Genomic DNA, 25,591 nt, shown 5'->3' on the forward strand with positions numbered 1-25,591 from the left:
ATAATATTATGTTAACTTGAATAATAAAAGCCAACTAGAGCCAGGAACTATCCTAATTAAGGATGTTCCTGGTTTTTCAATGGATTATTTTGTCAAATCTAGTAGAATAGTAAGAGGAAGTAGCATGATTGTAAGGAGTCTTTCAAAGTGAAAAATATTATTATCGTTACAATTTTTATAATGATTTGTATAACCGTTGCCACATTCTTTTTCGAAATGCACCCAGAATTAACTACGCCAGGAATGAATCAACCAATTGAAGAGCATGAGGCGAAAGAATCAGAACCACTTCAAACAAGCCCATTACTGCCAATTTATGAAGACGACTCAATCGGATACTCGCTACAAAACGATCAATTACAAATCACCTTCAATAAAGGAAGAGATTGGATCTTAGTCCCCGTTGAAAAAGAGAAATTATTTGCAGGAGAATATAATGGGAACGAGCAAGAACTAATTGGAAATAGCTATATCCTTACGAAAAATCGTGCTGCCTTTTTATATTCAGAAGGCAACAGCATCAAATTGAAATATTCTCTAAACCATGGAGAAACATGGGAAGATAGTGTTGTGACGGCTCAATATCCTCCAATCCGTTTCCGAAAGGTTGAATTTTTAAATGAAAAGTTTGGTTATGTCATCATCTCAGGTGATCGAACCATGTCACAAGAATGGACGACCGTATATATCACGAATGATGGCGGTAAGCATTGGAAAGGGACAACCCATTCAAATGTCACTAGATTAATTTATGATGGAGGCTTTGTTGACGAAAACACAGGCTTCCTTTCATTCGGAATCCTTAATCCTGTTGAGCCAGATCTTTACATCACACAAGATAGTGGGAATTCATGGAGTAAAGCAAATATTACGATTCCAGAAAAGTATCATGAAATCTTTGTGATGGCTGAAGTCCCTTTTAAAGAAGAAGACCATTTGGCCGTTTATATCAATCAAGGGCCTAATGGGGACTATGAAGGTGGGAAAATAAAGGGGAAATTTATTTCAAACGATAATGGCAACCCTTGGGAGTTTTCTATGGAGGTCCGCCAAATGAATCTGAATAAGAAGAAAATAGGAGGCTGGTTGTTTTTCTTTAATGCCATTTGGCTCTGATGAACCCTAATGGGCTACTTCTTTTTACAATCGAAATAAAATGTAGAGTAAACAGACAATCGAATTTTTAAATACGATTGTTTGCAGCCGAAACCACATATGGATTTCGGCTTTTATTTTCATTGTTCAATAAATTTTTGTTCTTGAATAATCGAGTTTATAATATGAATAGATTCCCATTCGCCTCTAGAAAGAAAGGTGATGGGATATTTTTTTGGAAAAAGGGTTTTGCTAATTTGATTAGGTGACAAACCAACTTCGGAGAGCTTGATAATTTTTCCTTGGAGTTCCAACAAATAATCTAGCTTTCTCTGTAAAGCAGCACGCCCATCCTTTAAAAAGCCTGCATGGCAGCAAAATACCTCCCCAAAATCATAGGTTAATACTCTCTGTAAGGAGTCAATAATGGTTGGAATGCTTTCTTCACGTAAAATAACCTTTGTCTTTTCCTGGCAATACAAATCCCCCGTAAACAGTTGACCAGTTTCCCGATTTAAAAAAGCCAAATGATCAATCGCATGACCAGGTGTATCAATTACGTCCCATATGGCATTGCGGGATGAAAAAGTTTTTCCAATTGCCTTTGCATGAAAAGGATGGCGCTTCCCCCAGAAAACCTTTCGATACAACGGATAATCTGGCTTCTGTTTACAATAATCCAGTTTCATATTATTCATATAAATTGGCAACTGCAATTCTTTTTGTAAATAAGCCGCACAGCCTGTATGATCTTCATGAAAATGTGTGATAACCACTTGGTCAATATCTAGTTGTTTGAAAAATGGTTGGAACTCCTTTTCTAATGAAGCTGCACCCGTATCAATGAGAACACCGTCTGCGGCGAAGCTATGAACATTTAATTTTACCCCTTGAAATGCAACAGTACCGTTTCCAGCTTGAACCCCATTTATCGTCTGCTGGCTGAAATTCTTCTTAAGCAACATAAAATGAAACCTCCCCATAACCTTCCCTTTGAAAAATTTTAACACAAAATGAATAGTTATTCATTAAAATAAAAGAATTATCAAACTATTTCTATTCAGAGGTACAAACTCATTTAGCACTCAAGGTTAGGCGTTTTTCATTCAAAAGGAGGGGGTACAAATCCTCACGCTTCTATACGACTGACAGAATAAATTGACTATAAAGTCAGAAGTATGGAGGAGAAAAATGAAAACAGGTAAATTGATTTGGGTTATTTTGATAAGTGTTATACTGGTTCTCCCAATACTCCTTGTTTCTTTTCATCAAAATATCATGCCAACAACTACAGAGCCTAAGAAAGAACCACAAACTGTAACAGAGAGAAGTAAAGAAGGGGAGTCGCCAGATAAACAACCTCAGACACAACCTCAACAACAAGAACCAGAACCTCAACCTGCACCGCCACCACAGGAGCAGCCCCAAATATTATGGGGAGTTGATACCGCTAGTAAGCTAGACCAAGCATTTTTACAATGTGTTGTGGATAACTATGGGAATCCTGCTGTCTTTGGAAGATATTTGGAGACCAAAGAAGGGGTATCGACTGGTTTGACACCAGAAGAAGTGGAGCTTCTTCATAAGCAGGGAATAAAAATTATCCCCATTTACAACCACTTTACAAATGCAGCAACTTATGAAAATGGCACTCAAGAGGCTCAAGCGGCGATAGCCTATGCACAACAGATAGGAATCCCGGAGGGGAAAGCGATTTTCGCAGATATTGAACCGACTTACCCAGTTGATGAAGCGTTTATCCAAGGCTGGGTCGACACCTTACTTGGCTCGCCTTATGAGCCTGGTATCTATGGGGTTTTTACCAACGATAGTGAACTTACCGCTGCCTATCAGGCAGCTATTGCATCCAATCAAAATGTTCAATCTCAAACAATCATCTGGAGTAGCAACCCGGACCCTGGCGTAACTCCACAGGCCAATGCCCCTGAATACCAGCCAGGCGCACCCGAAAATGTACCAGTCTCGATTTGGCAATATGGAATTGATGGAGAAACCTGTAACATCGATACGAATCTAATATCTTAGATTTTTTATGGTAGTGTATTGTTGTTAAAAGAGAGTCTATTCTTAAGGCTCTCTTTTAATTTATTAAAATTAAAATAGTTTGAATTTTGCGGAGAATCTAGTAGTATAATGATGAAATCTAGTAAAATAGGAAAAGAGTTGCCCCAGGATTAAACTTTTAGGAGGTTTTCGCATGAACACAAAAGATAAATGGAATCTGAAACATATGGATCGATTAACTCAGCTAAAGGAACCTCAACCAAACCCACGATTAATGAAGCTAGCCTCTTATTTTAAGGAAGGCGGTACGGCCTTGGATATAGCTTGTGGTCTTGGTGGAAACAGTTTGTTCCTTGCAGGAATGAACAATCAAGTCGAGGCAATTGATATTTCAGACGTTGCAATTAACTATGTCCAAGAACAGGCAGCCAAAGATAATCTCAGTGTACAGCCACGTGTAACAGATCTAACAGATTTGGATACATTAAATTGGCCAAATAACCCCTTTGACTTTATTGTTATGTCCTATTACCTAGATCGCTCACTGTTTCCCATTGTAAAAAACGTTTTAAAGGATGGGGGTTATTTCTTTATGGAAACCTACTATCAATCACCGTACATAGAGGAAAAAGGAGTATCTGACCAATATAAACTAAAGTCAAATGAGTTGTTAGCAGAATTTGGAGATTGGAAGGTTCTTTATTTTGAAGAGAACGAACAAGAAGGTTGGCAATCGATCTTTTGTCAGAAACGCTAAATAATTGTATATAGAAAAGTATTAACTACAAAAATGGGGGAAATTATAGATAAAAACCTGGAGTGGAAAAAATGCTCTTAATATATGTCGCCCTTTTCTTATTTGCAGCAATAAAATGGGGTAGGGTAATTGGAGAAAATGGCGTGAGTATTATCCAACCATCTTATTTTTTATGGTCGGTGACCTATTAAAGAATTTTTTATTCTATAATTATTGGATGTGGACGTATAAAGAAACAATGTTCCTGGAAAATATACTCCGAAATCATACCATTATTAACCTAATCATTATTTTTATTGGGTACCCATCAACGATATTGCTTTTCTTAGGGCGTTTTCCAAATAGTAAATGGAAACAAGGAATGTGGGTTTCATTCTGGGTATTTCTTTATTCCATACTGGAATACATAAATCTTCATTATCTATACTTAATAAGGCATCATAACGGCTGGAGTATGACATGGTCAGTAGTATTTAATGTCGTTATGTTTCCAATGTTGATTATACATCATAAAAAACCTCTATTAGCTTGGGGATTATCGGTTATTTGGATTCTATTTTTGTAAAAGATGTTTCCTATCCCCCTTGAAAAAATGAAATAAAGTTATTTTTTCTCTACTACTTAGCAACTTATTGTCCACCTTTATTCAATTAATTATGGAAAAGGTGGACAATTTTTGTCTGTTACAAAAGAGGCGGGCATAATAGTAGAATAAGTTTATATAGGAGGTATAAATAGTGGAAATGAATAATCTCCCTCCAATGCTGCTAGATAACATTATCTCTCGTGCGGAGAAACTTAATACAACATTACTAAGTGATGCGATGGGCTGTACGGGTGGTATGGATTATCGAATCAGTCCTGTTGCAGCTGGGATGAAAGTAGTCGGGACTGCTACCACATTATCCCTTAAGCCTAGTGATAACGTTTCTTTACACGATGCTATTTACTCCGCAAAGGAAGGGTACGTACTCGTCATAGACGGAAAAGGTGAAACCTCACACGCTTATTTGGGAGAACTATTAACAAGAGCAGCTAAAGCCGTTGGTTTGAAAGGAATTGTGATTGATGGGGCTGTCAGGGATAAGGAAGAGCTAGGGGCATTAGGCTTTCCCGTTTTTGCAAAGGGATTTGTTCCGAATGGTCCATTGAAACTTGGCGGCGGAGAAATAAATGTAACGATAACCTGTGGAGACGTCACCGTTAACCCAGGAGATTTGGTAGTAGGCGATGCAGACGGTGTCACGATCGTACCTAGACAACAAATAGAAGAAGTATTTCTTAAGGCAGAAAAAAAGTTAGAATATGAGAAAAATAGAATTCTGGAATTTACATTGTACGAAGAAAAAAGAAAGCGCGGAGAAACTCAAGAACCTCTTAAAAGAAAATAAAGAAAATGAAGTGAAACTGCATACGTCATTTTCTTTATTTAAAGGGTTTTTTGAAAGGAGAGGTCCACCATTCTGTTCTTCCCAATCATGTAGTTTTGGTAAAGACCTCTAGTTAAATGTTTCTAGTTATTTGAACCGTAGCTGATTAAATTCGTGAAAATTCGATATCCACCAGGAACCTGGGCATTGATTTGACGGTAGAATACTAGGTTGGTGTATAGGAATGTTCCTTCCCCGTATTTAGCCATTAGGATTCCACTGTTGAAAGGTTCTTCACCAGGGTCTGCCATGGTTACGAATGTTTCATAGTTCGTATCCCATGCAGTTGGGAAGTACAGAGCTCTTTCTTGTACCCATCCATCCCAGTCAGTATCGTTAATCACATTTGGTTGGTTAAAGAGTTCATGTTCCGGTTGAGTAACTGTAACCTTAGCGTTTTCGTCGGTTACTCGGACACGAATGGAAGGTGATCCTATTTCTAATGGATATGGTGGTGTGAATGCACCTCTATTCCATGGATCCCCAGAAGTAACATACTGCATGACTAAATGTCCACCGTTTTCCACATATTCAAGCAAACGTGTATTATTTTGCAATACGTCTGGTCTTCCAAGTGTCGACCTGATACCAGCGACAATTGTATCATATTGTGAAAGATTACCAGCTGCTAGATCTTCAGGTGTTATCTTCGAAATATCAAATCCAGCATTTTGTAATGAATCCGCAATCGTATCAAAGCCGCTGTCAATATAACCAACCTTCAGATTATCTGGCTTTAATAACTCAAATGCCACACCATTTATGTTAGATGGATACATAAAGTAAGAGTCATTAATGTGATCATATTTAATTTCTTGTACGGTAGTATCAAATGTCTTACCATCTGCTTCTGCAATCGCTGCGATGGTGAAATTACCATCATCAACTGTAGAAGGAGGAACTAGCGTGAACGACACTTCTTTTTCTTCAAATCTTTTAGTAAAGTTCACATTTTCCGCTGCTGGTTCACTCGTCCAGCCTTCAGGAAGTTTTAAAGAAACCGCAGCGTTTTTAGAGCTATTCGCATAGTTTTTCACTCGAACAGTGACCGGAATTTCATCTTGAACATCCGCAGTGTTAACTGTGATATTCACTGGGTCCGGTGTAACTCCTAATTCAGGGAGTACACTCACTGTATTGTCTAAGTCGATGACAGAAGTTGTTTTCACACCGTTTTCCTTAAATGTTAGTTGTGCCTTTATGACAGCATCTCCATAAGGTTGGTAATATTCTGCATCAGAAGGAACCGTGACATTAAAGGTAACAGTTTTGGATTCACCTGGCTTTAGGTGCTTTACTTGATTTACACCTTCATGTTTCCAATTATCAGGAGTAAGTAAAGCTGCTTCAATATGTTGGATTTTTTCCTTTCCTTCATTTGTAACCTTAACAGCCACTTGAGTTTTTTCACCTTGAGTCAATACATAAGAACTGATTTCCATATCAACAGCAAGGCTGGAAGAAACGAAACTTACCTGTTGCAGCTGTTCTGCTTTTAGTTCGAGCTTGTGGAGCAAGTCGTTTTTAACACTAGCATCCAATTTCGCTGAGTTTGTACTAGCTATTAATTTTTGAACAGCCCCTAAAGCCTTTTGGGATTCAGGTAAAATCGCTTCACGGTCTGGATACAGCTTAATAATACCTTCTAATTGGTTTTGTAATGTATCCAACTGCTCGCTTATGTTCGCAGCAGGAATGATATCTGCCCATGCATGGAAGTCATAAGGAATTCCAGCAAATAAATCATTTGAATCTGTTTGAACAGCTGATTTAATTAATTTTTGATGGGATAGTCTTGGAGCAACGGGAATATCATTTCCCATACCTTGGCTCTTGTGCAGATACCTAGATGCTTCACCAAGCTGTGGGTAACTCATTCCGTAGATAGGATCAAAGTCACCAATTTCAATTGATGTGGTGGCAGTTCCAGCATTAGCCGGTAAATAAAACTTTTTGATTTGCCAAGGCTCTAATCCATTTTCCAATTGTTCAGGGAATACGTTCGGATCAGCAGCATCTTTAAATGCTTTTTCTGATAATACAGCCATCAATCGATGGTGTCCATGTTGGCTGTCAACATTTTCGAAAGAAGGCATCACAATATCTGGCTGATACGTTCTAATAAATTTGATGAGACGTTCGTACGTAACTTCTTCTCCCCACTTTTCAAGGGTTTCATCTGGTGACTTTGAAAAACCAAAATCATAGATCGCATCGGATGTTGTTTCACTTAAATGATAGGCTTTAACACCATTTACCTTGGCTGCTTCAATCATTTCATTGGAGCGAATAATTCCAAGGGCATTTCCTAATTCATTCCCAATGGCATTTTGACCACCTTCACCACGGTTAGCAATTAAACTAGCTGTTTTAACTCCTAATCCACGTGATAAATAGGCAAGTAAATCACTGCGTTCATCGTCGGGATGTGCTCCTGTGTTTAAGAAAGTAACGGTAGTATCTAGAGGTTTAACAACATTCCAAAGCTCAACATCAGCTTCACTTTGTTCTTGTGCAAGACTAATTGGAGGTAGTAGGGAAGCAAGTAATAGAATGGACATTAATAAACAGAAAAGTTTCCTCAATTTTTGAAACCCCTTTCATTATTAACAGAATTAATCTACCCAATTCTCCTTTCCTATATGTATTTTAGTTAGTTAGGATTACTAACTAATGAGACAAAAGCATTTACAACTATGATTATATTACCTTTCAGAATATTGTAAATATTACCAAAAGACTATCTAATATTTGGAAATAGGTCCATGGGAGGAGTGATAAAGTAATGGGTACCAGTATTCATGCAGGTTTAAGAATATGGGTTTTACACCATTTTTACCTAATTAATCTTAATTATCTAAATTTTTCAAATTGTGTATTGTGGACGTTTCCAAATTAAGGTATAGTGAAGTTAAATTAGTTAAACTTACTAACTAACAATTAGAATTAAGGCCGTGATGATGATGAATAAGAAACTATCTAATGCAGAAATACGGATAAATAATAAAAAGATTGTACTGCAATGTATAAAAAATCATCAACCTATTTCTAGAGCAGAAATCGCGGAAAAGGTCCTTTTTAGTAAGCCAACCATTTCCTTACTGGTCGATGAATTAGTTAGAGAGAATTGGGTTCACGAAAAAGGTATCGGAGAATCCTCTTCACAGGGTGGCAGGAGACCTATTCATCTTTATTTTAATGAAAAGGCTGCCTATGTCATCGGGGTGGATATCGGTGGCACCAAAGTAAAAACCGTCATTACTGATCTTGGGGGAACGATTATTTGTGCAAGCAGCTTTCATACTAGGAAACATTTAGAAAATGGGTTATTTAAACAAATTCAAAAAGAAGTACAAGAGATGATTCTAAGGAATCAGTTGGATAAAGGTTTGATTCTCGGCATGGGAGTAGGAGTACCAGGTATCACTGAAACGAAAACGGGGGTTGTTGTTGAAGCTCCAAGCTTAAAATGGGTTCGTTATCCGTTTTTAATAGAAGCTGAACGATTCTTTTCCTTCCCTGTATATGTTGATAATGATGTCAATATAGCCGTTCTTGGCGAACAATGGTTAGGCAGGGCTAAAAATAAGGAGAATGTACTGTTTATATCTGTGGGAACAGGGATCGGCAGTGGAATTATTATTCATAATCAGCTATATCGAGGATCCTCTTATGCGTCTGGAGAGCTAGGATATATGGTTACAGATAAAAATGATATGAAAAATGAGTTCAAACCTATCTTTCATCGATATGGTTACCTAGAAAGTGTTGCAGGTGGAAAAGCGATTGGGAGAAAATTCACACAGCTTGTCCAGCAAAACAAGAGTCATCCTTTATGTAAAGAAGCGGCAGAAACGGAGCTGACGGGTGAGCAGGCTTTCTTGTTTGCGAAATCAGGAGATGTAACCGCTCTTTCTGTTGTGGAAAATGCCATTGAGCATTTAGCCTATGGAATCATCAATGCTGCTTCTCTATTAAATCCAGAAGTTATTATTCTCGATGGAGGAGTGATGAAATCAGCTGATTTCATTCTTCCAAGATTACAAAAAATTGTTTATCAATACCTTCCTAGTTCGGTAGAAATATATCGTTCACAATTAGGGGAAAATGCAGGTGTTTTAGGAGCTGTTTCATTGTTCCTGCGGGAACACGACAGCATCTTAAATGAGGTTTAAATTGGTAACTTTTTGGATGTTTTTACTTTGGTTCTTAGTGGGGAATATTTGCCTACTTTAAGAATAAATAAATTTCATTTATAGGGGGAGTAGTATGTTTAAGAAGAAAAATTTATTGGTGTTCTTGATAGCTGTACTGATGCTTTTCGTGTCAGCCTGTTCGAGCAGTTCCTCTGGCGGGGAAAAGCCAGCGAAAGAAAATGATAGTGGAAAAAAAGAAGAAACAGTTGAACCTAGTGGTAACCTTGTTATTTATACTGCCCGTGACCAAACGATTGTCGACAAAGTGGTTGATATGTTCAACGAAAAATACCCTGATGTTCAGGTAGATGTATTAACCATGGGAGCACAGCAAGTTCTTGAACGTGTTCGTGGAGAAAAGGCCAATCCTCAAGCTGACTTTTGGTGGGGTGGAACACAATCTGCTTTTATGACAGCAGCAAATGAAGATCTGTTAGAACCATTTAAACCAAGCTTTGATGCAAGTATTTTACCAGAACATAAGGATTCAAAAGGCCTTTGGTATGGAGAAATGCTGCTGCCAGAAGTAATCATGTACAACTCTGACATGCTTAAGAAAGACGAAGCTCCACAGGATTGGGATGATTTACTTGATTCTAAATGGAAAGACCAAATCATCATTCGTGGTGTATTAGCATCAGGAACAATGAGAACCATCTACTCTGCTATGATTCATGAACAAGGTGCCGATAATCCTGAAGCGGGCTATGAGTGGCTTAAAAAGCTTGATGCCAATACAAAAGAATATGCACAAGATCCAACAAACCTATACTTAAAGCTTGCTCGTCAAGAAGGTTCTATTTCTCTTTGGAATCTACAAGATATTCTAATCCAAAAAAATCAGCACAACCAACCATTTGATTTCGTGTATCCAGAAAGTGGAGCACCAATTTTAGTTGATGCTGTTGGTCTTGTAAAGAAAGCGAAAAACCTGGAAAACGCAAAATTATTCTATGAATTCTTGTTTGACCCAGAAACTCGTACCACTTTGGCTGAAGATTTATACCAAATTCCTACTCGTACAGACATCGACAAATCCAAAATGCCAGATTGGTATCAAGAGCTTGATTTGAAGGCATTAGATCTTGACTGGGAAGTAATGGCGGGAAAAGAAGCTGAGTGGATGCAGCATTGGGATGAAAATATTAAAGGTAAAAATTAATAGAATACCATGAAAGGGGTGAAGGAGTTTTTTCACCCTCTTTTACAAGGTAGGAAGGCATGGTTGCTTTCCTACCTTGTAAAAGAATAAGCCCTATTAAAGGCTTTTCTTTATGGCTCATTTTTAAGAACAGCGAGGTGTTAGTGTTGAAAAGTGTAAGACTTGACCACGTTAGTAAAATGTTTGGAACCGCCATTGGAGTAGAGAACGTTGATATCGATGTGAAACCTGGAGAGTTTTTTACCTTTTTAGGTCCATCTGGATGTGGAAAAACAACGACATTACGGATGATTGCGGGATTCTATTATCCGTCAAAAGGGAAGATTCTTTTTGATAACAAGGATGTCACTACCCTGCAGCCTAATAAACGGAATATTGGAATGGTCTTTCAAAACTATGCCCTTTTTCCTCATATGACGGTCTTTGAAAATATTGCATTCGGTCTTGAAGTTCGTAAAATGTCAAAAGCGGTGATAAAAGAAAAAGTCGAACGTGCCCAAAAGCTTGTTCATCTTGAAAAATATGGGACTCGAAAAATTAATGAACTTTCAGGTGGTCAACAACAGCGTGTTGCCTTAGCTCGCGCGTTAGTCATTGAACCAGATATTCTTCTTCTTGATGAACCGCTATCCAACTTAGATGCGAAATTGCGTGAGGAAACGAGATTAGAGATTAAAAGACTTCAAGTTGAACTAGGTGTGACGACTATATATGTTACCCACGATCAGACAGAAGCCATGACGATGTCCGATCGAATTATGGTTATGAAGGAAGGAGTCGTACAACAAATTGGCACACCGCAAGAAATTTATAACCTACCTACCAATCATTTTGTTGCTTCCTTTATTGGAGAATCAAATATCCTTGAAGCTGAAGTCGTTGAAGTCAAAGCTGATGCCGTCAAGGTGAAATTGGATGACGACATCTTCGTTCAAGGAAGTATGACACAATCTGCAAATGGAAAAAAGCTAAAGGTAGGAGAATCTATTAAAGTTTCGATTCGTCCTGAAACGGTGTATGAGGGAACCGGTCCTAATCAGGTGACAGGCACCGTTCAATTTGTGGAATTTACCGGGGTAAGTATCAATTATGTTGTTAAAGTAGGTTCTAACATCATGAAGGTCATGATTATCAATAAAGGAAATGAAATCCTTAAGCGCGGTGATTCTATTACCCTTCACGTACCTGAAAAAGGAATCTACTTAATTGGCGAATAGGATGTGAAAGAATGAGTGCAAATCAAAATAGGGCCGTGCACGATAACTGGTGGTCTCGGCTGACACGTTCAAAATATTTTGTCTATGTTTTAATTTCACCACTGTTTTTAGTTCTTTTAGCGTATGTTATTTATCCATTTTACCAAACCTTTCTTCAAAGTGTAGTGGGTGAAGAAGGAGGAACTCTCGAAAATTACCAACGCTTTTTTGGTTTAACAAGTACTGCCAACCTTGAAGCGCTTTGGACAAGTGTATATATTTCGGTCATCAGTGTGATTACCTGTGCTATTGTTGGTGTCACCATGGCTTTTTTAATGGAACGATACGAGTTTCCAGGAAGAAAACTGCTTTCGGTCTTAATTCTGGTGCCGATGGCATTGCCTCCGCTTGTAGGTGTGTTATCTTTTACCTTTCTTTATGGTGAAAGTGGTATTATCCCAAGGGCTTTTCAAGTACTACTTGATCTTGAAAAAGTACCGTTTTCATTAAAAGGTGTTATGGGTGTCATCGTTGTTCATACCTTCACCATGTACACGTACTTTTATCTAACTGCAGCAGCAGCGATTAAAGGTCTCGATCCTTCCTTGGAAGAAGCAGCAACAAGCCTTGGGTCCGGAAGAATCCGCATTTGGTTGAAGGTTATCCTGCCTATGTTAACTCCGGCGTTAATCGCATCTTCCTTACTTGTATTTATGATTTCAATGGCGTCCTACACTGCTCCATTAATGTTTGGTGTGGAACGGACGATGACGATGCAAATCTATTTATCTCGTACAAATGGAAGTCTCGATATGGCAGCAACACAATCTACTATTCTTTCGATTGTATCCATTTCCTTCTTAATTTTAATGAGATGGTACCAAGGACGACGGAACTATCAAAACCAAAGTAAGGGAATCAGTGTTCATCGCACCGAATTACGTTCCCAATTTGCAAAATACATGTCTATGTTTCTTTCATTTATAGGAGTCATTATATTAATGCTTCCAATCCTTGTTCTTGTCCTGATTTCTTTTTCCGTAGACGGGGAATGGACGGTTCAAGTGATTCCAACTGCTTATACATTGCAGCACTATATTGATTTATTTACGGATGAGCGAACATGGCGTCCAATATGGAACAGTTTACAGATGAGTTTTGTGGCAACAGCCGGAAATATTTTGTTCGGTGTGGCGGCTGCCTATGCCATGGTACGTACGAGGTTTAAAGGAAAAGCCTTACTGGATATTTTAATTATGGTTCCATGGGCACTTCCTGGTACCGTTGTAGCGGTTAACTTAATTGCTGCATTTAGTGAACCTAGTGTATTCAGCTTTAATCAAGTCTTAATTGGTACTTTTTGGATTTTACCATTAGCGTATTTTGTCCGGCATTTACCACTTATTTTCCGTTCGACCTCCGCAGCATTGATGCAAATGGATGAATCTATAGAGGAAGCGGCACGAAGCTTAGGTGCAAATTGGTGGTACACGTTTAGAAGAGTGGTTGTTCCAATGGCCTTCTCGGGTATTCTCGCAGGAACCTTGCTGGCTTTGGTTCAAGGGATAGGGGAATTTGTTGCCTCCATCTTAATTTATAGTACCTCAACTATGCCGTTATCTGTTGCGATTTTCCAAAAAATGTATGCCTTCCAATTCGGAACAGCTTGCGCCTACGGTGTGCTGCAAATCATTCTGATTATTATAGTACTTTTTGTTTCGCAAAAAATAACAGATGGAAAAGCAGGATCAGCCATTTAAAAGGGGGGGATCTCATTGAAAGCATGTGATGTTCATGGAAGAGACCTACATTCGCTTGCGCAGGCAACATTTGCTGTTGTTCCATTAGGGAGTTTTGAGTACCACGGTCCGCATTCCCCTTTAGGGACGGATATTGTTCTAGCAGAAGGATTTGCAAATCTGATTGATTCTAGCTTAGGCGGTGCCGTGTTCCCAACGGTTCCTTATACAGCTTGTCCTGGAAAAACCAACAAATATAAAGGGACCATTCCGATTCGTCCAAGCATAATTCAAGAATATTTAATTGATATTACGCTGGGAATTATTGAGCAGGGCATTAAGAAACTTATTCTACTGAATGCACATGACGGAAATATGGGAGTTTCTCGAACGGTAGCGGAATATGTAACAGGCAAGCATCCGGACGCAAGCTTCTTATTAGTGAACTGGTGGCAAATGGTTGCAATCGACGCTGCAGAAGAAATTGGTTTTGAAGGTACAAAAGGCAGAGGGCATGGCGGACCATACGAAATGTCTGCTGTGAAAGCGTTTCGTCCTGATTTAGTACATGTAATCGATGCGGATAAAGAGTTTAAAGAGGAGCATCCTCTCTCTAATTACCCATACATTCTTGTAGAAGGAACTCCAAAGGCATGGGATGGTTATACAGGGCTTATTCAGCAAACCTCTTATGAAAAAGGCAAGGTAATTGTTGAAAAAGCATCGGTAAATATGAATGATTTAATCAAAAACTGGCTTGAATACTAATCAACTCGAAGGGATTGACCAATGTGAAACCCTCACTTAGAGAGCTAATTTTAAAAAAAGAAGGTACAACTTTTCCTTCTAAAACCTATACATCCATGGTTCTTGAACCAGCCTATGATGAAGCAAAGCAACAATTTATTGAATCAATGGTGGAGATTCATAATGCCCATTTGATCATGCTCGTAGAACAAGGGCTTGTTGGAAGAGAAGAGGCTCAAAAAATTGCGAAAGCCGTTTCTAACTTGGATATGGAAGATGTTAAAAGAAGAAGCTACACTGGTGAATTTGAGGACTTATTTTTTGAAGTCGAGCATTCTTTAATTGAAGATGCAGGAGATATTGCTGGAAACCTTCATATTGCAAGAAGCAGAAATGATATGGGTATTGCGATTTACCGCATGACCCTGCGTAAGAAGCTTTTAGTATTGGTGGAAAAGGCGTTAAACCTTCGCGAGGCCCTTATCGAATTGACAGATGAACATAAAGAAACCGTGATGATCGGTTATACACATACCCAGCAGGCGCAGCCAACAACATTGAGTCATTATTTAAATGCGATGACCGATATGCTTACACGTGATATCTATCGGATGCAGGCAGCCTACAAAACGGTCAATCGCAGTAGTATGGGAGCAGCTGCCTTAACAACATCAGGATTTGCGATTAATCGAGAACGTATGAAAGAACTCCTTGGTTTCGAGGAGATGATTGATAATGCTTGGGATGCTGTTGCAGGCGCAGATTATATAGCGGAGAGTGCTACCGCTGTTCAGTTATCAGCACTAAATTTAGGAAGATCCATGCAAGACTTCTTATTATGGGGTACACAGGAGTATGGTGCATTTCTTCTTTCGGCACCATACGTGCAAATTAGTTCAATCATGCCGCAAAAACGAAACCCGGTTTCAATTGAGCATATGAGGGCCCTTTTATCTAGTGTAGCAGGGGATTGTCAAACAGTCTTACTAATGGTCCATAATACACCCTTTGGAGATATTGTTGATACAGAGGATGATATGCAGCCTTATATCTGGAAAGCAATTGAAAGATTAGGCGGAATTTATGATTTATTAACGTCTGTTTTACTCACGATGGAGGTTAATAAAGAAACCCTTCTGAAAAGAGCAAAAGAAAGCTTTGCAAATGTGACTGAATTGGCCGATACCATTGTCCGAAAAGATGGATTATCCTTCCGTCAGGCCCACCATGTGGTTAGTTTAACGGTTAAGGAATTGATGAATAACGGAAAAACATCATTAGAATCCTTAACTTTGGAACTTTTAAACGATCAATCAAAAAATGTAGCAGGAAAGAAATCTGTTCTAACAGAAGAAGAATTAAAACAATGCCTAAGCCCTGAATACTTTGTTCAAATCCGTGATTTACAAGGTGGACCTAGCCCAAGCAGAATGGAAAAAACAATTCAAGTCCGAATACAGGAACAGGAAGAATTAGCAAGCTGGTTAAATGAGAGACAAGATCACCTTACTTCATCCACTTTAAAGGTTAAGGAGATTATTACGAATTGGACTGGAGCACATGAATAAGAACACCATTAAACTGCTCGCGGTCGATGGTGGCGGCACGAAAACATTGGCTGTCCTTGTTAATGAAAATGGAACAATTCTTGGTAAAGGAAAGGCAGGTGCTTCTAATTATCAGGTAGTAGGGGTGGAAGCTGCCAAAGAGGCTTTGGTTGAAGCTATTCTTGCTGCCTTTAAAGACGCAGGTGGTTTGATGGCTGTGGAAAAAGCAGTATTTGCACTAGCTGGAATTGATACGGCAAAGGATGAAAAAGTCGTAGCAGATGTGGTTCAGCATGCAGTTAATGAATTGTCGATCGAGATTGGAAGTTTAGTAGTAGAAAATGATTGCCTATCTGCCTTATTAGGAGCTACCCAAGATAAAGCTGGCATCCTCTTAATCGCCGGAACAGGCTCTATTGTGTACGCTCATGACGGGAATAAACAAATTGTCCGTTCAGGTGGGTGGGGACACCGAGTTGGTGATGAAGGAAACGGCTATTGGATTGGAAAACAAGCCATTCAGTCTGTTTTAAAAATGCAGGATGGACGTGGAGAAGAAACGATTTTGTCTCGGCTTGTATTGGATAAATTTAGTTTCGATAAAATTGAGGATTTATATAATTGGACTTATAGTGAATCCTATTCTGTTGACGATGTTGGAGCCCTTGCTGCTGTAGTGGATGAGGCTTATCGTTTAGGGGATGCAGTTAGTATACGAATCTTAGATCATGCAGTGAATGAACTAATACTGCTCCTAAAAACAGCTATTGTAAAAGGTGGTATCGAGCAGGATGATTTTGAATTAATTTTGCAAGGCGGAGTTTTCTTTCACAATGCTTATATAAAAGACCAAGTTAGTGAAAGAATTCAACAAATTGCTCCAAATGTAAAAATCATCACATCTATCGAAGAACCGATTTGTTACATTATCAAGCGTGGTTTGAATTACTGTAGCAGTCTGCAGTAAGTGGGAAAAAGATGAATGAGGGTTATGAAAAATGAGTGCTTCATCGGTGTCAAGAAAACCGTGAAACACTCGTTTTTATTTTTTAAGGTCGAACCTTAGAAAATCGCTGCAATTTATTATCCCCGCACTTCCAATACTGCTTATTTTTCCCTCGTCATTTTTACAAGCGTAATAATATCTTGTGAAACGGTATCATATGGAACGGAGTCTGCTTTTAAATTGTTTTTAATCTTTTCAATCATGAGAGGTCCCCCCATGTTTATCCGTTGTTTGTCTTTTTTCCCCCAATGTTAGACGCGTGTTGAAATCCGGTAATAAATCAACCAGAGTCATGTGTATGGATACAACAACGGGGGAAGAAATTGAACAGCCTGCAGATATTGTGGTGTTAACAAGCTATGTATTTAATAATGTTCGGTTATTATTACAATCGGGCGTTGGCCGTCCATATGACCCGGTGTCTGGGACTGGGGTGATTGGGAAAAATTATGCCTACCAAGTCCAAAAAGGAAGTGCAACCGGCTTCTTTGAAAAGGAAGAATTTAATACTTTTGCTGGTGCAGGTGCACTCGGCATGACGGTGGATGATTTTAACAAGGTCCCAAAAGGTACTCCTTCATGGGGTAAAGAATTTAAAGCTAATTCGGTCAAATATGCAAATCGGGTTTTATCCGTTGGCGGACAAGGAGCAAGTATGCCATTTAAGCATCATTATCTTGACCTTGATCCGACATACAAGGATGAATTTGGCGATCCGTTAATTCGGATTACCTATGATTTTGAAGAGCAAGACCGCCAACTAGCTAAGTATTTATCGGAACGATGCAAAGAAATCATGAACGAAATGGGCGCGGATCATATCGATAAGATGGAGGAACTGTGTCCTTATAATATTACCACCTATCAATCCACTCATAACACAGGCGGTATCATCATGGGCGCAGACCCAAATTCATCTGCCGTAAATAATTATTCGCAAATATGGGAAGCTGAAAATGTGTTTGTAGTTGGCGCCTCAGAGTTTGGAAAAACATTATCCGAATTTAGACGAACAGCCACTTCGATCATCGATGAAGAAGAGGAAATCTTCTAAAATAGTAAAAATCAGCAGCCATAACCATAGGGAGACCAAAGACTTAACCATTGCAAAAACTTGGTTTAGGCTTTGATTTTTTTGGTTCTTAGAACTTGTTGAGGACTTCTCTCTTTTTAAATCTTTTAAATAATTTATAATTATCATATAATAGTATATAATTAATTTATAAATCATGTAATACACTTTAATATAGTGGTAAAAGAGGCTGAAAAGGCGTGTAACACCTATATTTTTCAAATTTTAGTGTAAAGGTTGATAAAAATGAGCAACGGAGAAACTAAAACAGACGTCATATTAATTGGCGCCGGAATCATGAGTGCCACTTTAGGGACCATCTTAAAAGAATTAGTACCAGAATGGGAAATAAAAGTATTTGAGAAACTCGAAAACGCGGGAGAAGAAAGCTCAAACGAATGGAATAATGCGGGAACTGGGCATGCAGCACTGTGCGAGCTTAACTACACGACCGAAAAACCGGATGGATCTGTAGATATTAGTAAAGCGATAAAAATTAATGAGCAGTTCCAGGTATCCATGCAATTTTGGTCCTACCTTGTAAACAGCGGGCTGATACAGAATCCGCAGGGATTTATCAGACAATTGCCTCATATGAGTATGGTACAAGGTGAACAAAATGTAGCTTTTTTAAAGAAACGTTTTGAAGCGCTCACAAAAAATCCTCTTTTCCAAGGGATGGAATTTTCGGAAGACCCGGAAAAACTGATGGAATGGATTCCGCTTATTATGGAAGGTCGCGTATGGAATGAACCTATTGCGGCAACAAAAATTGACTCTGGAACGGACATCAACTTTGGTGCATTAACGCGCATGTTATTTAACCATTTAGAGAGTAAAAATGTAGATATTAAGTACAATCATAGTGTTAATGATATTAAACGCACCAGCGATGGCTTGTGGGAATTGAAAGTGCAGAATCGATTTAGCAGTACTGTCAAACGCCATACTGCAAAATTCGTCTTCATCGGAGGCGGAGGAGGCAGTCTGCATTTACTGCAAAAATCCGGTATACCTGAGGGGAAAAATATTGGTGGTTTCCCAGTAAGTGGAATATTTATGGTGTGTAATAATCCTGATGTTGTAGAGCAGCATCATGCAAAGGTATACGGAAAAGCGAAGGTTGGCGCTCCGCCAATGTCTGTGCCTCATCTTGATACAAGATTTATCGACAATAAGAAATCATTGTTATTTGGACCATTTGCCGGATTCTCACCAAAATTCCTAAAAACGGGTTCAATGCTCGATTTAGTAACCTCCGTAAAGCCGAATAATGTGTTAACGATGTTAGCTGCTGGTGCAAAAGAAATGCCATTGACCAAATACTTGATTCAGCAAGTGATGTTATCAAAAGAGCAGCGCATGGAAGAGTTACGTGAATTTATCCCGAGCGCTAAAAGTGAGGATTGGGATTTAGTCGTGGCGGGCCAGCGTGTACAGGTAATTAAAGATACTGAGGCAGGCAAAGGAACGCTTCAATTTGGTACGGAAGTCATTACTTCTTCTGATGGCTCGATCGCAGCATTACTAGGAGCTTCTCCGGGTGCTTCTACTGCCGTTCAGGTAATGCTTGAAGTAATCAAAAAATGCTTCCCACAACATATTAATGAGTGGGAATCGAAAATCAAAGAAATGATTCCTTCTTACGGCGTGTCACTTATGAAAAATCCAGATTTGCTTCGCGAAATTCATTCATCGACTGAGCAGTCGCTCGGTCTAACAGAAAAAGAGCTGGCTTATAGTTAGGTCATTTGCTGCTGAAAATAATGAGCAAAATAATCAAAGAGCAGAAAATTTGCAAGTTTTTATTCCCAACTTGTAAATTTTCTGCTTTTTTATATTCAATTCCAAATACTATAAAACCATTGTTCTATTTAATTGTAACTATAGATATTTATAACTATAGCGATTAGGAGGCAGATGAATGAAAGCCATTGTTTATACAAAGTATGGTCCCCCAGATGTTCTTCAATTGAAAGAGATAGAAAAACCTATTCCTAAAGAAAATGAAATATTGGTCAAAATAAAAGCGACAACTGTAACAGTAGCAGATATTCGGTCAAGAGGTTTTATTGTTCCCTCGGCTTTTTGGTTGCCGGCACGTATAACTCTTGGGTTCAAGCAACCGAAAAAAGAAGTATTGGGGATGGAGTTAGCTGGAGTAGTCGAGTCAGTTGGGAAGGATGTCAAAAGATTTAAGGAAGGTGACCAGGTTTTTGCTGCATCTCTAACAGGTTTCGGTGCTTATGCCGAATATAAGTGTCTGCAGGAAGATGGTCCTGTCGCAATAAAACCTTCTAATATCACTTATGAGGAAGCAGCTGCCATTCCGATAGGAGCCCGTACTGCCTTATTTTTTCTTAGAAAAGCTGACATCCAGAGAGGAGAAAAGGTTCTGGTCTATGGTGCTTCAGGAAGTGTAGGGAGTTACGCAGTACAGCTTGCAAAGTATTTTGGAGCTAAAGTTACAGGGGTTTGCAGTACTTCGAATCTAGCGTTAGTAAAATCACTTGGCGCTGATCAGGTAATAGATTACACCACAGAAGATTTTTCTAGTAACAGTGAAACGTATGATGTCATCTTTGAAGCGGTAAACAAGAGTTCCTTTACAAATTGCATGAAACTGTTAAAGAAAGACGGTACCTATATTAATGTCACTGAACCGCTGCCAAGCGCTAGAATGCTATGGACACAATTGACAACCAGCAAGAAATTAATATTGAGTCGAAATTCACCTGAGACTGCAGAAGCATTAAACTTCCTTAAAGAACTAGTGGAAAACGGCAGTGTAAAAGTGGTCATTGATAGAAACTATAGGTTCGAAGAAATCGTTGAAGCCCATAGATATGTCGAGCAAGGACACAAAAAGGGAAATGTCGTCATAACTGTAGAAGATTATAATAAATCCTAAGATCATAATATAGCTATCAAATAACTAACGAAGCATTTCTTCATGAAGGAGAAATGCTTTTTTTTTGTAGAAGTAAAGGAACATGTTAGTACTTTAATTTTTTAGGAGGAAAGGCAAAATGATTGAGAGAGCGAAACAAAACTAAATACGATTATGACCTTAAGTGTATAACTTCTATATATAATTTATCTGAAAGAGTTTTAATATTAGTTATTCCGTTTTTATGGCATTTTCGTTAATCGAGGACCTTATCATGCGAAGGAGGAATTTCATATGAAACCAACAGATAAATTCAGCGGGAAGGCAGATGTGTATTCAAAATCTCGCCCTAGTTACCCAACTGAGTATATCGATTATTTACTTTCAGTAAATTCTTTGAATGAGACTAGTAGGGTTGCAGATATTGGTTCAGGGACAGGCATTCTAACACGGCAGCTACTTGAGAGAGGAATCAGCGTTGTAGCGGTGGAACCAAATGATGACATGAGAAAAAAAGCTGAACAAGACCTACAACAGTATGAACTTTTTACTTCTATTAAAGGGTCAGCTGAAGCAACTTCTTTACCGGACAAAAGTATCGACCTGGTTATAGCAGCTCAGGCATTTCATTGGTTTGACCAAGAGAAGTTCAAATTAGAGTGTAAACGGATTTTGAAGCAGGAAGCAAAGGTGGCGCTTGTTTGGAATAGCAGGGATTTTACCAGCCTGCTGATTAAGGAAAATGCTGAGATTATTAAAAAATATTGTCCGAATTTTTATGGGTTTAGCGGTGGAATCGGAGAAGGAGGGGAAATATTTAATCAATTTTTTCGGGATGGACAATTTGAATATACAAAGATTCCTAATGATTTAGTCATGGATTTTGAAGGATTCTTGGGCAGGAACCTCTCAGCTTCCTATTCACTTAAAGAATCAGACAAGGAATTTGAATTCTTTGTTGAAGCCATCACAAATCTATTTGAAAAATACAGCCATAATGGAAAAATCGTCATGCCGAATTATACTCGAAGTTATCTAGGAAAAGTGTAAGGTAAATAAATATCAATCCATAAACAATATATAAGCAGAGTAATTCATATCTATGAATTTGCTCTGCTTTCTTACTGAATCTAGGATATGGAAATAATATAATAAAACCTTCAAGTAAAGACAGATATTCCCTATTAGAGGTTTGTTTAGTTTATAATGTTTTTAACAGCTAGATAGTGTTGAAAAATACAAACGGAAGAGGATTTTAAAAATGAACAAACAGGAAAGCAGCTATAGATGGGTCGTTTTTAGTACCGTCTTATTGGCTTATTTTATCATATTAAGCCAGAGAACTGCTCCAGGACTTATAACGGATCAGTTAATGAAGGATTTTCATGTTTCAGCGGCTGTTATAGGTCTTATGAGTAGTTTTCAATTTTTTGCTTATGCAGGATTTCAAATACCGGTTGGCTTATTATCAGACAGATATGGTCCCAATCGATTTCTTATTTTGGGCACCATTCTTACTGGATTAGGCTGCATTATTTACAATTTTTCGCCAAATGAATATGTTTTGATTTTCTCTCGGTTTTTGGTTGGTATAGGAGATTCGATGATTTTTGTCAATCTGGTTATCATTTTGAGCCAGTGGTTTAAAGCCAACGAATTTGTAAAATTATTGGGTGTGATCTCGCTTTTTTCGAGCCTAGGCTCATTAATGGCTACTGTTCCCTTTTCTGTGTGGATTTCATTCGCAGGTTGGAGAACACCTTTTCTCACGATAGGTATCATTTTAGTATTATTATCTTATTTTCTATATACAGTCCTTGTATTGAAACCTAAAAGAATCTTTAATGTTGATATCGAAATGAAAAAGAAAAGTGCCAAAAATAGAGAAAGTGTTTGGGTGATTCTACGTCGAACTATTGCCGCACGTCAAGCTTGGGCAACGTTTCTATGTCACTTTGGGCTAGTTGGAGCGTATGTGGGATTTATCGGTTCATGGGGAGTTCCGTATGGAATCCATGTACTGGATTTATCCCGTTCAGAAGCGAGCCAGCTAATGATGTATGGTCTTTTTGGAGCCATTCTTGGCGGCCCTTTAATTAGCTGGATTACAAGCAGACTAGGGGCTATGAAAAAAGTTTATACCTTTGTTCACATCGTTACCTTTTTAAGTTGGGGAGGATTGGTTCTATCAGGTGTGAACCCTTCATTTATATTAGTAGTCATTTTGTTATTCCTCATAGGTTTTGGAAATGGTGCAAGTGCACTGACATTTGCCGTGGTGCGTAAATCCTTTCCTATTGAAGAGGTAGGGGTTGTGACAGGATTCTCCAATATGGGTGGATTTATAAGTGCTGTTTTGCTGCCGATTGTTTTCGGAAAGGTACTAGATTTTTTTCCTCAAGATTCTATCAATATTGGATATCATTATGGGTTTATCATTCCTGTTCTGTTTTCTCTGATGGGATTGGTAGGGGTCATCATGATCAAAGAGGAAAAAACGGAAGAAAAAGTCGTGTTAAATGCTTTATAATGAATTACGTGATTCGTGACTGACACAATGTAAGAAAGGTACAAGGGGGATATGTATATGAAAATTGTTGAGCTTCAAAAGGGGAATGAATTTTTGAAGGAAGGCATTGAGGTATTTTGGAACGTTTGGGGGACAGAAGATAATTATAAGTTTTACGAGGATTGTATTCTTCATTCCGCTGAAACATCAGAAGACCTTCCAAGATTCTATGTCGCAGTAGATAATCGAAATATTATTGGCTCATATGCTATCTTGAGAAATGATATTAATAGCCGCCAGGATTTATGTCCTTGGCTTGCATGCCTATTCGTCGATAAAGAATATCGGGGGCAAGAAATCGGCGCGAAGCTTTTGGAACACGGTTTGAGTGAGGCTGCTAAACATGGGTATAAGAAGCTTTATTTGACAACGGATCTTGAAAATTATTATGAAAAATACGGATGGGAACCAAACGGGATTGCCTATGGACCAAGTGGAGGGCATTTGAAAATTTATGAAAAAAGTACTGGTATTTAAGAGATGAACGGCGTGAGAATAGTAGACGCGGCCACCATTCATCCCTCCATTATACAACTACTATCCTTAGCCACCTCAAAGGAAAAAGTCGAAATAGAATATGAGAATTACATAAATTTCCCGAACAGAACCTTATTTGCATTCGAGTTGGAAGGGGAAACCTTAGGCTGTATTGGGGTTGAGATTAGTAGTTTAAATCTATGCGAAATTAAACATATTGCTGTTTCTTCTGAGCAAAGAGGAAAAGGGATTGGCAGTAAAATGATCAGTTTTATTTTGATGATGTACCCATCGGTATCTGCCGAAACTGATACCGAGCTGTTGAATTCAAGATACAGGGAGAAGGAAAGTCGGAAGGATTGGGGAGCAATTCATTATGGCTTTGTCTTTGTAGGGGTAACCGTTCACAGGTTTTTCAAACCTACTAAATAATACTGATACGCATTTCTTTATACAGGAGAAATGTTCTTTTTATGGAGTAAAAGGAAATTTTTTTCTATTAAATCGTATACTAGTTTATTTTAGAAAGCGAGGAGTTCAATATGGATTAGTTTTTTGGGGATCGGTGTAGGTTTAGCAGCTTTGGGATATTTTATTGGCGATGGTTTAAAGTATTTTAAAAATCCAAAAGGTAGTTTCTTAGGCTATCCCAAATTAATAAAAGAAAATGAATTACATCTTTATTTAGGGCAAAGGAAAGATGAAGTCAATGAATTACTGATCAAATATCCGGAAGTACCCAAAATTGAATTGAAAGGTACTACATATTATCAATACCAACAATTTAGAGAATGGTATTCATCTATTAATGCGAATAGAAAATAGACATATAAGGATTGGAGAGTATGAATGAATCCTATAATAAACCAGGTCGGAACCATTTTTATACCGGTCAGTAATATTGAAAAAGCACGTAATTGGTATTGTGACATCTTGGGGTTAGAAAGCAGTGGAGAGATATTATTCGGACATTTATTTATTGTTCCCATGATCGGGACTGGAATCGTACTAGATAGTAAGATTTATTCTGAGGAAACAATACTCAAAACTCCTCTTTTTCATTTTAATACGAATAATATAGAACAAGCCTATGAGTATATGAAAAGCAAGAATGTCGAACTAACAACAGCTATCGAGCATGATCATTGGTTTAATTGTAAAGACCCTGATGGAAATCATTTAATGGTTTGTCAGTGTTGATTTATTTTACGGTCAATAATTAATAACGTGGAAAAAAACTAAGGAGTGTTTCATCGGTGCCAGGCACCACGAAACACTCCTTTTTATTATTTTATTAGATCAAATCCCTGTGGGAGTGTGAATCCAAGAACAAAGAGGATAACAAAGACGATAGAGAATGCAACCCAAATTAGGTCTGTTTTCTTTCCTTTTTGTTTCCGGACAATCACCATTTCAAAAAGACCAATCATAAATATACCGAGTATTGCCTTTAAATAGTAAGATAACGGAATGGAATAAGCTGCAAAGAAGAGAATACAACCTGTTACAATCAAGAAAATGTATGTAGCTCGCAAAAACATATGCCATATTTTAATATTTTTACCTTTGTTTTGAAGTACGGTAATGATGATTAGGAAAATTAGTGACAATACGAGAGATGTTAAGTGTGCATGTGTCATTTGAAATTACTCCTTTAATGATATAAATGTTTTGTTCTACAAA

The 25,591-nt window shown here is 38.2% G+C and carries 23 protein-coding genes and 1 pseudogene; 21 read left to right on the top strand and 3 right to left on the bottom strand.

Going from position 1 to position 25,591, the window contains the following annotated elements; all coding sequences use genetic code 11:
- The first annotated feature begins 147 nt into the window (after nucleotides 1-147).
- On the top strand, nucleotides 148-1,116 hold the full coding sequence (locus CHI06_RS01960; RefSeq protein ID WP_179292506.1) for a WD40/YVTN/BNR-like repeat-containing protein: 969 nt from the start codon (nucleotides 148-150) through the stop codon (nucleotides 1,114-1,116).
- Nucleotides 1,117-1,235: 119 nt separating this feature from the next.
- Here CHI06_RS01960 and CHI06_RS01965 read toward each other — a convergent pair whose 3' ends face one another.
- Nucleotides 1,236-2,060 carry an MBL fold metallo-hydrolase gene (locus CHI06_RS01965; protein ID WP_095246740.1) on the bottom strand — a complete coding sequence of 275 codons (825 nt, stop codon included), beginning with the start codon at nucleotides 2,058-2,060 and terminating at the stop codon, nucleotides 1,236-1,238.
- Nucleotides 2,061-2,286: 226 nt separating this feature from the next.
- On the opposite strand from CHI06_RS01965, the gene CHI06_RS01970 reads away from it, so the two are divergent.
- The 4 genes from CHI06_RS01970 to CHI06_RS01985 all read left to right on the top strand — a co-directional run bounded on the left by CHI06_RS01970 (nucleotide 2,287) and on the right by CHI06_RS01985 (nucleotide 5,268).
- Nucleotides 2,287-3,141 (top strand): glycoside hydrolase domain-containing protein, encoded by an 855-nt coding sequence (locus tag CHI06_RS01970; protein ID WP_095246741.1) that lies wholly within the window; start codon nucleotides 2,287-2,289, stop codon nucleotides 3,139-3,141.
- A gap of 172 nt (nucleotides 3,142-3,313) precedes the next feature.
- Nucleotides 3,314-3,877 (top strand): class I SAM-dependent methyltransferase, encoded by a 564-nt coding sequence (locus tag CHI06_RS01975; RefSeq protein ID WP_095246742.1) that lies wholly within the window; start codon nucleotides 3,314-3,316, stop codon nucleotides 3,875-3,877.
- Nucleotides 3,878-4,049: 172 nt separating this feature from the next.
- Nucleotides 4,050-4,442: a CBO0543 family protein gene (locus CHI06_RS30895; RefSeq protein WP_306453794.1), complete on the top strand. Its 393-nt coding sequence runs from the start codon at nucleotides 4,050-4,052 to the stop codon at nucleotides 4,440-4,442.
- A 178-nt stretch (nucleotides 4,443-4,620) separates the two neighbouring features.
- The gene (locus CHI06_RS01985; RefSeq protein ID WP_095246777.1) at nucleotides 4,621-5,268 is read left to right on the top strand and encodes an RraA family protein; all 648 of its coding nucleotides are present in this window, start codon (nucleotides 4,621-4,623) and stop codon (nucleotides 5,266-5,268) included.
- Nucleotides 5,269-5,390: 122 nt separating this feature from the next.
- On the opposite strand, the gene CHI06_RS01990 is transcribed toward CHI06_RS01985, so the two are convergent.
- Nucleotides 5,391-7,892 carry an NEW3 domain-containing protein gene (locus CHI06_RS01990; protein WP_095246743.1) on the bottom strand — a complete coding sequence of 834 codons (2,502 nt, stop codon included), beginning with the start codon at nucleotides 7,890-7,892 and terminating at the stop codon, nucleotides 5,391-5,393.
- A gap of 378 nt (nucleotides 7,893-8,270) precedes the next feature.
- On the opposite strand from CHI06_RS01990, the gene CHI06_RS01995 reads away from it, so the two are divergent.
- From CHI06_RS01995 to CHI06_RS02070, 16 genes and pseudogenes are all read left to right on the top strand, one after another.
- Complete coding sequence (locus tag CHI06_RS01995; protein WP_095246778.1) at nucleotides 8,271-9,482, top strand: ROK family transcriptional regulator; 1,212 nt, start codon at nucleotides 8,271-8,273, stop codon at nucleotides 9,480-9,482.
- A 94-nt stretch (nucleotides 9,483-9,576) separates the two neighbouring features.
- Nucleotides 9,577-10,665 (top strand): extracellular solute-binding protein, encoded by a 1,089-nt coding sequence (locus CHI06_RS02000; protein WP_095246744.1) that lies wholly within the window; start codon nucleotides 9,577-9,579, stop codon nucleotides 10,663-10,665.
- Between the two features lie 146 nt (nucleotides 10,666-10,811).
- A complete protein-coding gene (locus CHI06_RS02005; protein ID WP_095246779.1) occupies nucleotides 10,812-11,882 on the top strand; it encodes an ABC transporter ATP-binding protein in 1,071 nt (356 codons plus the stop codon).
- Nucleotides 11,883-11,893: 11 nt separating this feature from the next.
- Complete coding sequence (locus CHI06_RS02010) at nucleotides 11,894-13,621, top strand: ABC transporter permease (protein WP_095246745.1); 1,728 nt, start codon at nucleotides 11,894-11,896, stop codon at nucleotides 13,619-13,621.
- A gap of 15 nt (nucleotides 13,622-13,636) precedes the next feature.
- Entirely contained in the window at nucleotides 13,637-14,368 is a 732-nt protein-coding gene (locus tag CHI06_RS02015; protein ID WP_095246746.1) for a creatininase family protein, read from the top strand.
- A 23-nt stretch (nucleotides 14,369-14,391) separates the two neighbouring features.
- Nucleotides 14,392-15,915, top strand: a complete 1,524-nt coding sequence (gene argH, locus CHI06_RS02020; RefSeq protein ID WP_095246747.1) for an argininosuccinate lyase — start codon at nucleotides 14,392-14,394, stop codon at nucleotides 15,913-15,915.
- On the top strand, nucleotides 15,908-16,861 hold the full coding sequence (locus tag CHI06_RS02025; protein WP_095246748.1) for an N-acetylglucosamine kinase: 954 nt from the start codon (nucleotides 15,908-15,910) through the stop codon (nucleotides 16,859-16,861). The genes argH and CHI06_RS02025 overlap by 8 nt, the downstream gene beginning before the upstream one ends.
- A 286-nt stretch (nucleotides 16,862-17,147) precedes the next feature.
- Nucleotides 17,148-17,885 (top strand): annotated as a pseudogene (locus tag CHI06_RS02030) (GMC oxidoreductase); the annotation flags it as partial.
- 333 nt (nucleotides 17,886-18,218) lie between these two features.
- Complete coding sequence (locus CHI06_RS02035; RefSeq protein WP_095246750.1) at nucleotides 18,219-19,718, top strand: malate:quinone oxidoreductase; 1,500 nt, start codon at nucleotides 18,219-18,221, stop codon at nucleotides 19,716-19,718.
- Between the two features lie 178 nt (nucleotides 19,719-19,896).
- Nucleotides 19,897-20,883, top strand: coding sequence for an NAD(P)-dependent alcohol dehydrogenase (locus CHI06_RS02040; RefSeq protein WP_095246751.1), 987 nt, complete (start codon nucleotides 19,897-19,899; stop codon nucleotides 20,881-20,883).
- 273 nt (nucleotides 20,884-21,156) lie between these two features.
- A complete protein-coding gene (locus CHI06_RS02045; protein ID WP_095246752.1) occupies nucleotides 21,157-21,912 on the top strand; it encodes a class I SAM-dependent methyltransferase in 756 nt (251 codons plus the stop codon).
- A gap of 211 nt (nucleotides 21,913-22,123) precedes the next feature.
- A complete protein-coding gene (locus tag CHI06_RS02050) occupies nucleotides 22,124-23,392 on the top strand; it encodes an MFS transporter (RefSeq protein WP_095246753.1) in 1,269 nt (422 codons plus the stop codon).
- A 57-nt stretch (nucleotides 23,393-23,449) separates the two neighbouring features.
- The gene (locus tag CHI06_RS02055; protein ID WP_095246754.1) at nucleotides 23,450-23,908 is read left to right on the top strand and encodes a GNAT family N-acetyltransferase; all 459 of its coding nucleotides are present in this window, start codon (nucleotides 23,450-23,452) and stop codon (nucleotides 23,906-23,908) included.
- A gap of 12 nt (nucleotides 23,909-23,920) precedes the next feature.
- On the top strand, nucleotides 23,921-24,340 hold the full coding sequence (locus CHI06_RS02060; protein ID WP_179292507.1) for a GNAT family N-acetyltransferase: 420 nt from the start codon (nucleotides 23,921-23,923) through the stop codon (nucleotides 24,338-24,340).
- Nucleotides 24,341-24,463: 123 nt separating this feature from the next.
- Nucleotides 24,464-24,733: a hypothetical protein gene (locus CHI06_RS02065; RefSeq protein ID WP_206021287.1), complete on the top strand. Its 270-nt coding sequence runs from the start codon at nucleotides 24,464-24,466 to the stop codon at nucleotides 24,731-24,733.
- A gap of 24 nt (nucleotides 24,734-24,757) precedes the next feature.
- Nucleotides 24,758-25,108, top strand: coding sequence for a VOC family protein (locus CHI06_RS02070; RefSeq protein ID WP_095246757.1), 351 nt, complete (start codon nucleotides 24,758-24,760; stop codon nucleotides 25,106-25,108).
- Nucleotides 25,109-25,194: 86 nt separating this feature from the next.
- Here the strand turns inward: CHI06_RS02070 and CHI06_RS02075 are convergent, their stop codons facing one another.
- Nucleotides 25,195-25,548 carry a DUF1516 family protein gene (locus CHI06_RS02075; RefSeq protein ID WP_095246758.1) on the bottom strand — a complete coding sequence of 118 codons (354 nt, stop codon included), beginning with the start codon at nucleotides 25,546-25,548 and terminating at the stop codon, nucleotides 25,195-25,197.
- Nucleotides 25,549-25,591: the final 43 nt, after the last annotated feature.

The organism is Bacillus sp. 7884-1 (genome assembly GCF_002272245.1).
GTDB lineage: Bacteria > Bacillota > Bacilli > Bacillales > Cytobacillaceae > Neobacillus.

Excerpts from the sequence above, each read along its gene's own strand:
- CHI06_RS01985 (WP_095246777.1), top strand. The coding sequence starts at position 4,621 with ATGAATAATCTCCCTCCAATGCTGCTAGATAACATTATCTCTCGTGCG.
- CHI06_RS30895 (WP_306453794.1), top strand. The coding sequence starts at position 4,050 with ATGGTCGGTGACCTATTAAAGAATTTTTTATTCTATAATTATTGGATG.
- CHI06_RS02070 (WP_095246757.1), top strand. The coding sequence starts at position 24,758 with ATGAATCCTATAATAAACCAGGTCGGAACCATTTTTATACCGGTCAGT.
- CHI06_RS02050 (WP_095246753.1), top strand. The coding sequence starts at position 22,124 with ATGAACAAACAGGAAAGCAGCTATAGATGGGTCGTTTTTAGTACCGTC.
- CHI06_RS01970 (WP_095246741.1), top strand. The coding sequence starts at position 2,287 with ATGAAAACAGGTAAATTGATTTGGGTTATTTTGATAAGTGTTATACTG.
- CHI06_RS01995 (WP_095246778.1), top strand. The coding sequence starts at position 8,271 with ATGAATAAGAAACTATCTAATGCAGAAATACGGATAAATAATAAAAAG.
- CHI06_RS01965 (WP_095246740.1), bottom strand. The coding sequence starts at position 2,060 with ATGTTGCTTAAGAAGAATTTCAGCCAGCAGACGATAAATGGGGTTCAA.
- CHI06_RS02025 (WP_095246748.1), top strand. The coding sequence starts at position 15,908 with ATGAATAAGAACACCATTAAACTGCTCGCGGTCGATGGTGGCGGCACG.
- CHI06_RS02000 (WP_095246744.1), top strand. The coding sequence starts at position 9,577 with ATGTTTAAGAAGAAAAATTTATTGGTGTTCTTGATAGCTGTACTGATG.
- CHI06_RS02055 (WP_095246754.1), top strand. The coding sequence starts at position 23,450 with ATGAAAATTGTTGAGCTTCAAAAGGGGAATGAATTTTTGAAGGAAGGC.
- CHI06_RS02040 (WP_095246751.1), top strand. The coding sequence starts at position 19,897 with ATGAAAGCCATTGTTTATACAAAGTATGGTCCCCCAGATGTTCTTCAA.
- CHI06_RS02075 (WP_095246758.1), bottom strand. The coding sequence starts at position 25,548 with ATGACACATGCACACTTAACATCTCTCGTATTGTCACTAATTTTCCTA.
- CHI06_RS02035 (WP_095246750.1), top strand. The coding sequence starts at position 18,219 with ATGAGCAACGGAGAAACTAAAACAGACGTCATATTAATTGGCGCCGGA.
- CHI06_RS01975 (WP_095246742.1), top strand. The coding sequence starts at position 3,314 with ATGAACACAAAAGATAAATGGAATCTGAAACATATGGATCGATTAACT.
- CHI06_RS02010 (WP_095246745.1), top strand. The coding sequence starts at position 11,894 with ATGAGTGCAAATCAAAATAGGGCCGTGCACGATAACTGGTGGTCTCGG.
- CHI06_RS02045 (WP_095246752.1), top strand. The coding sequence starts at position 21,157 with ATGAAACCAACAGATAAATTCAGCGGGAAGGCAGATGTGTATTCAAAA.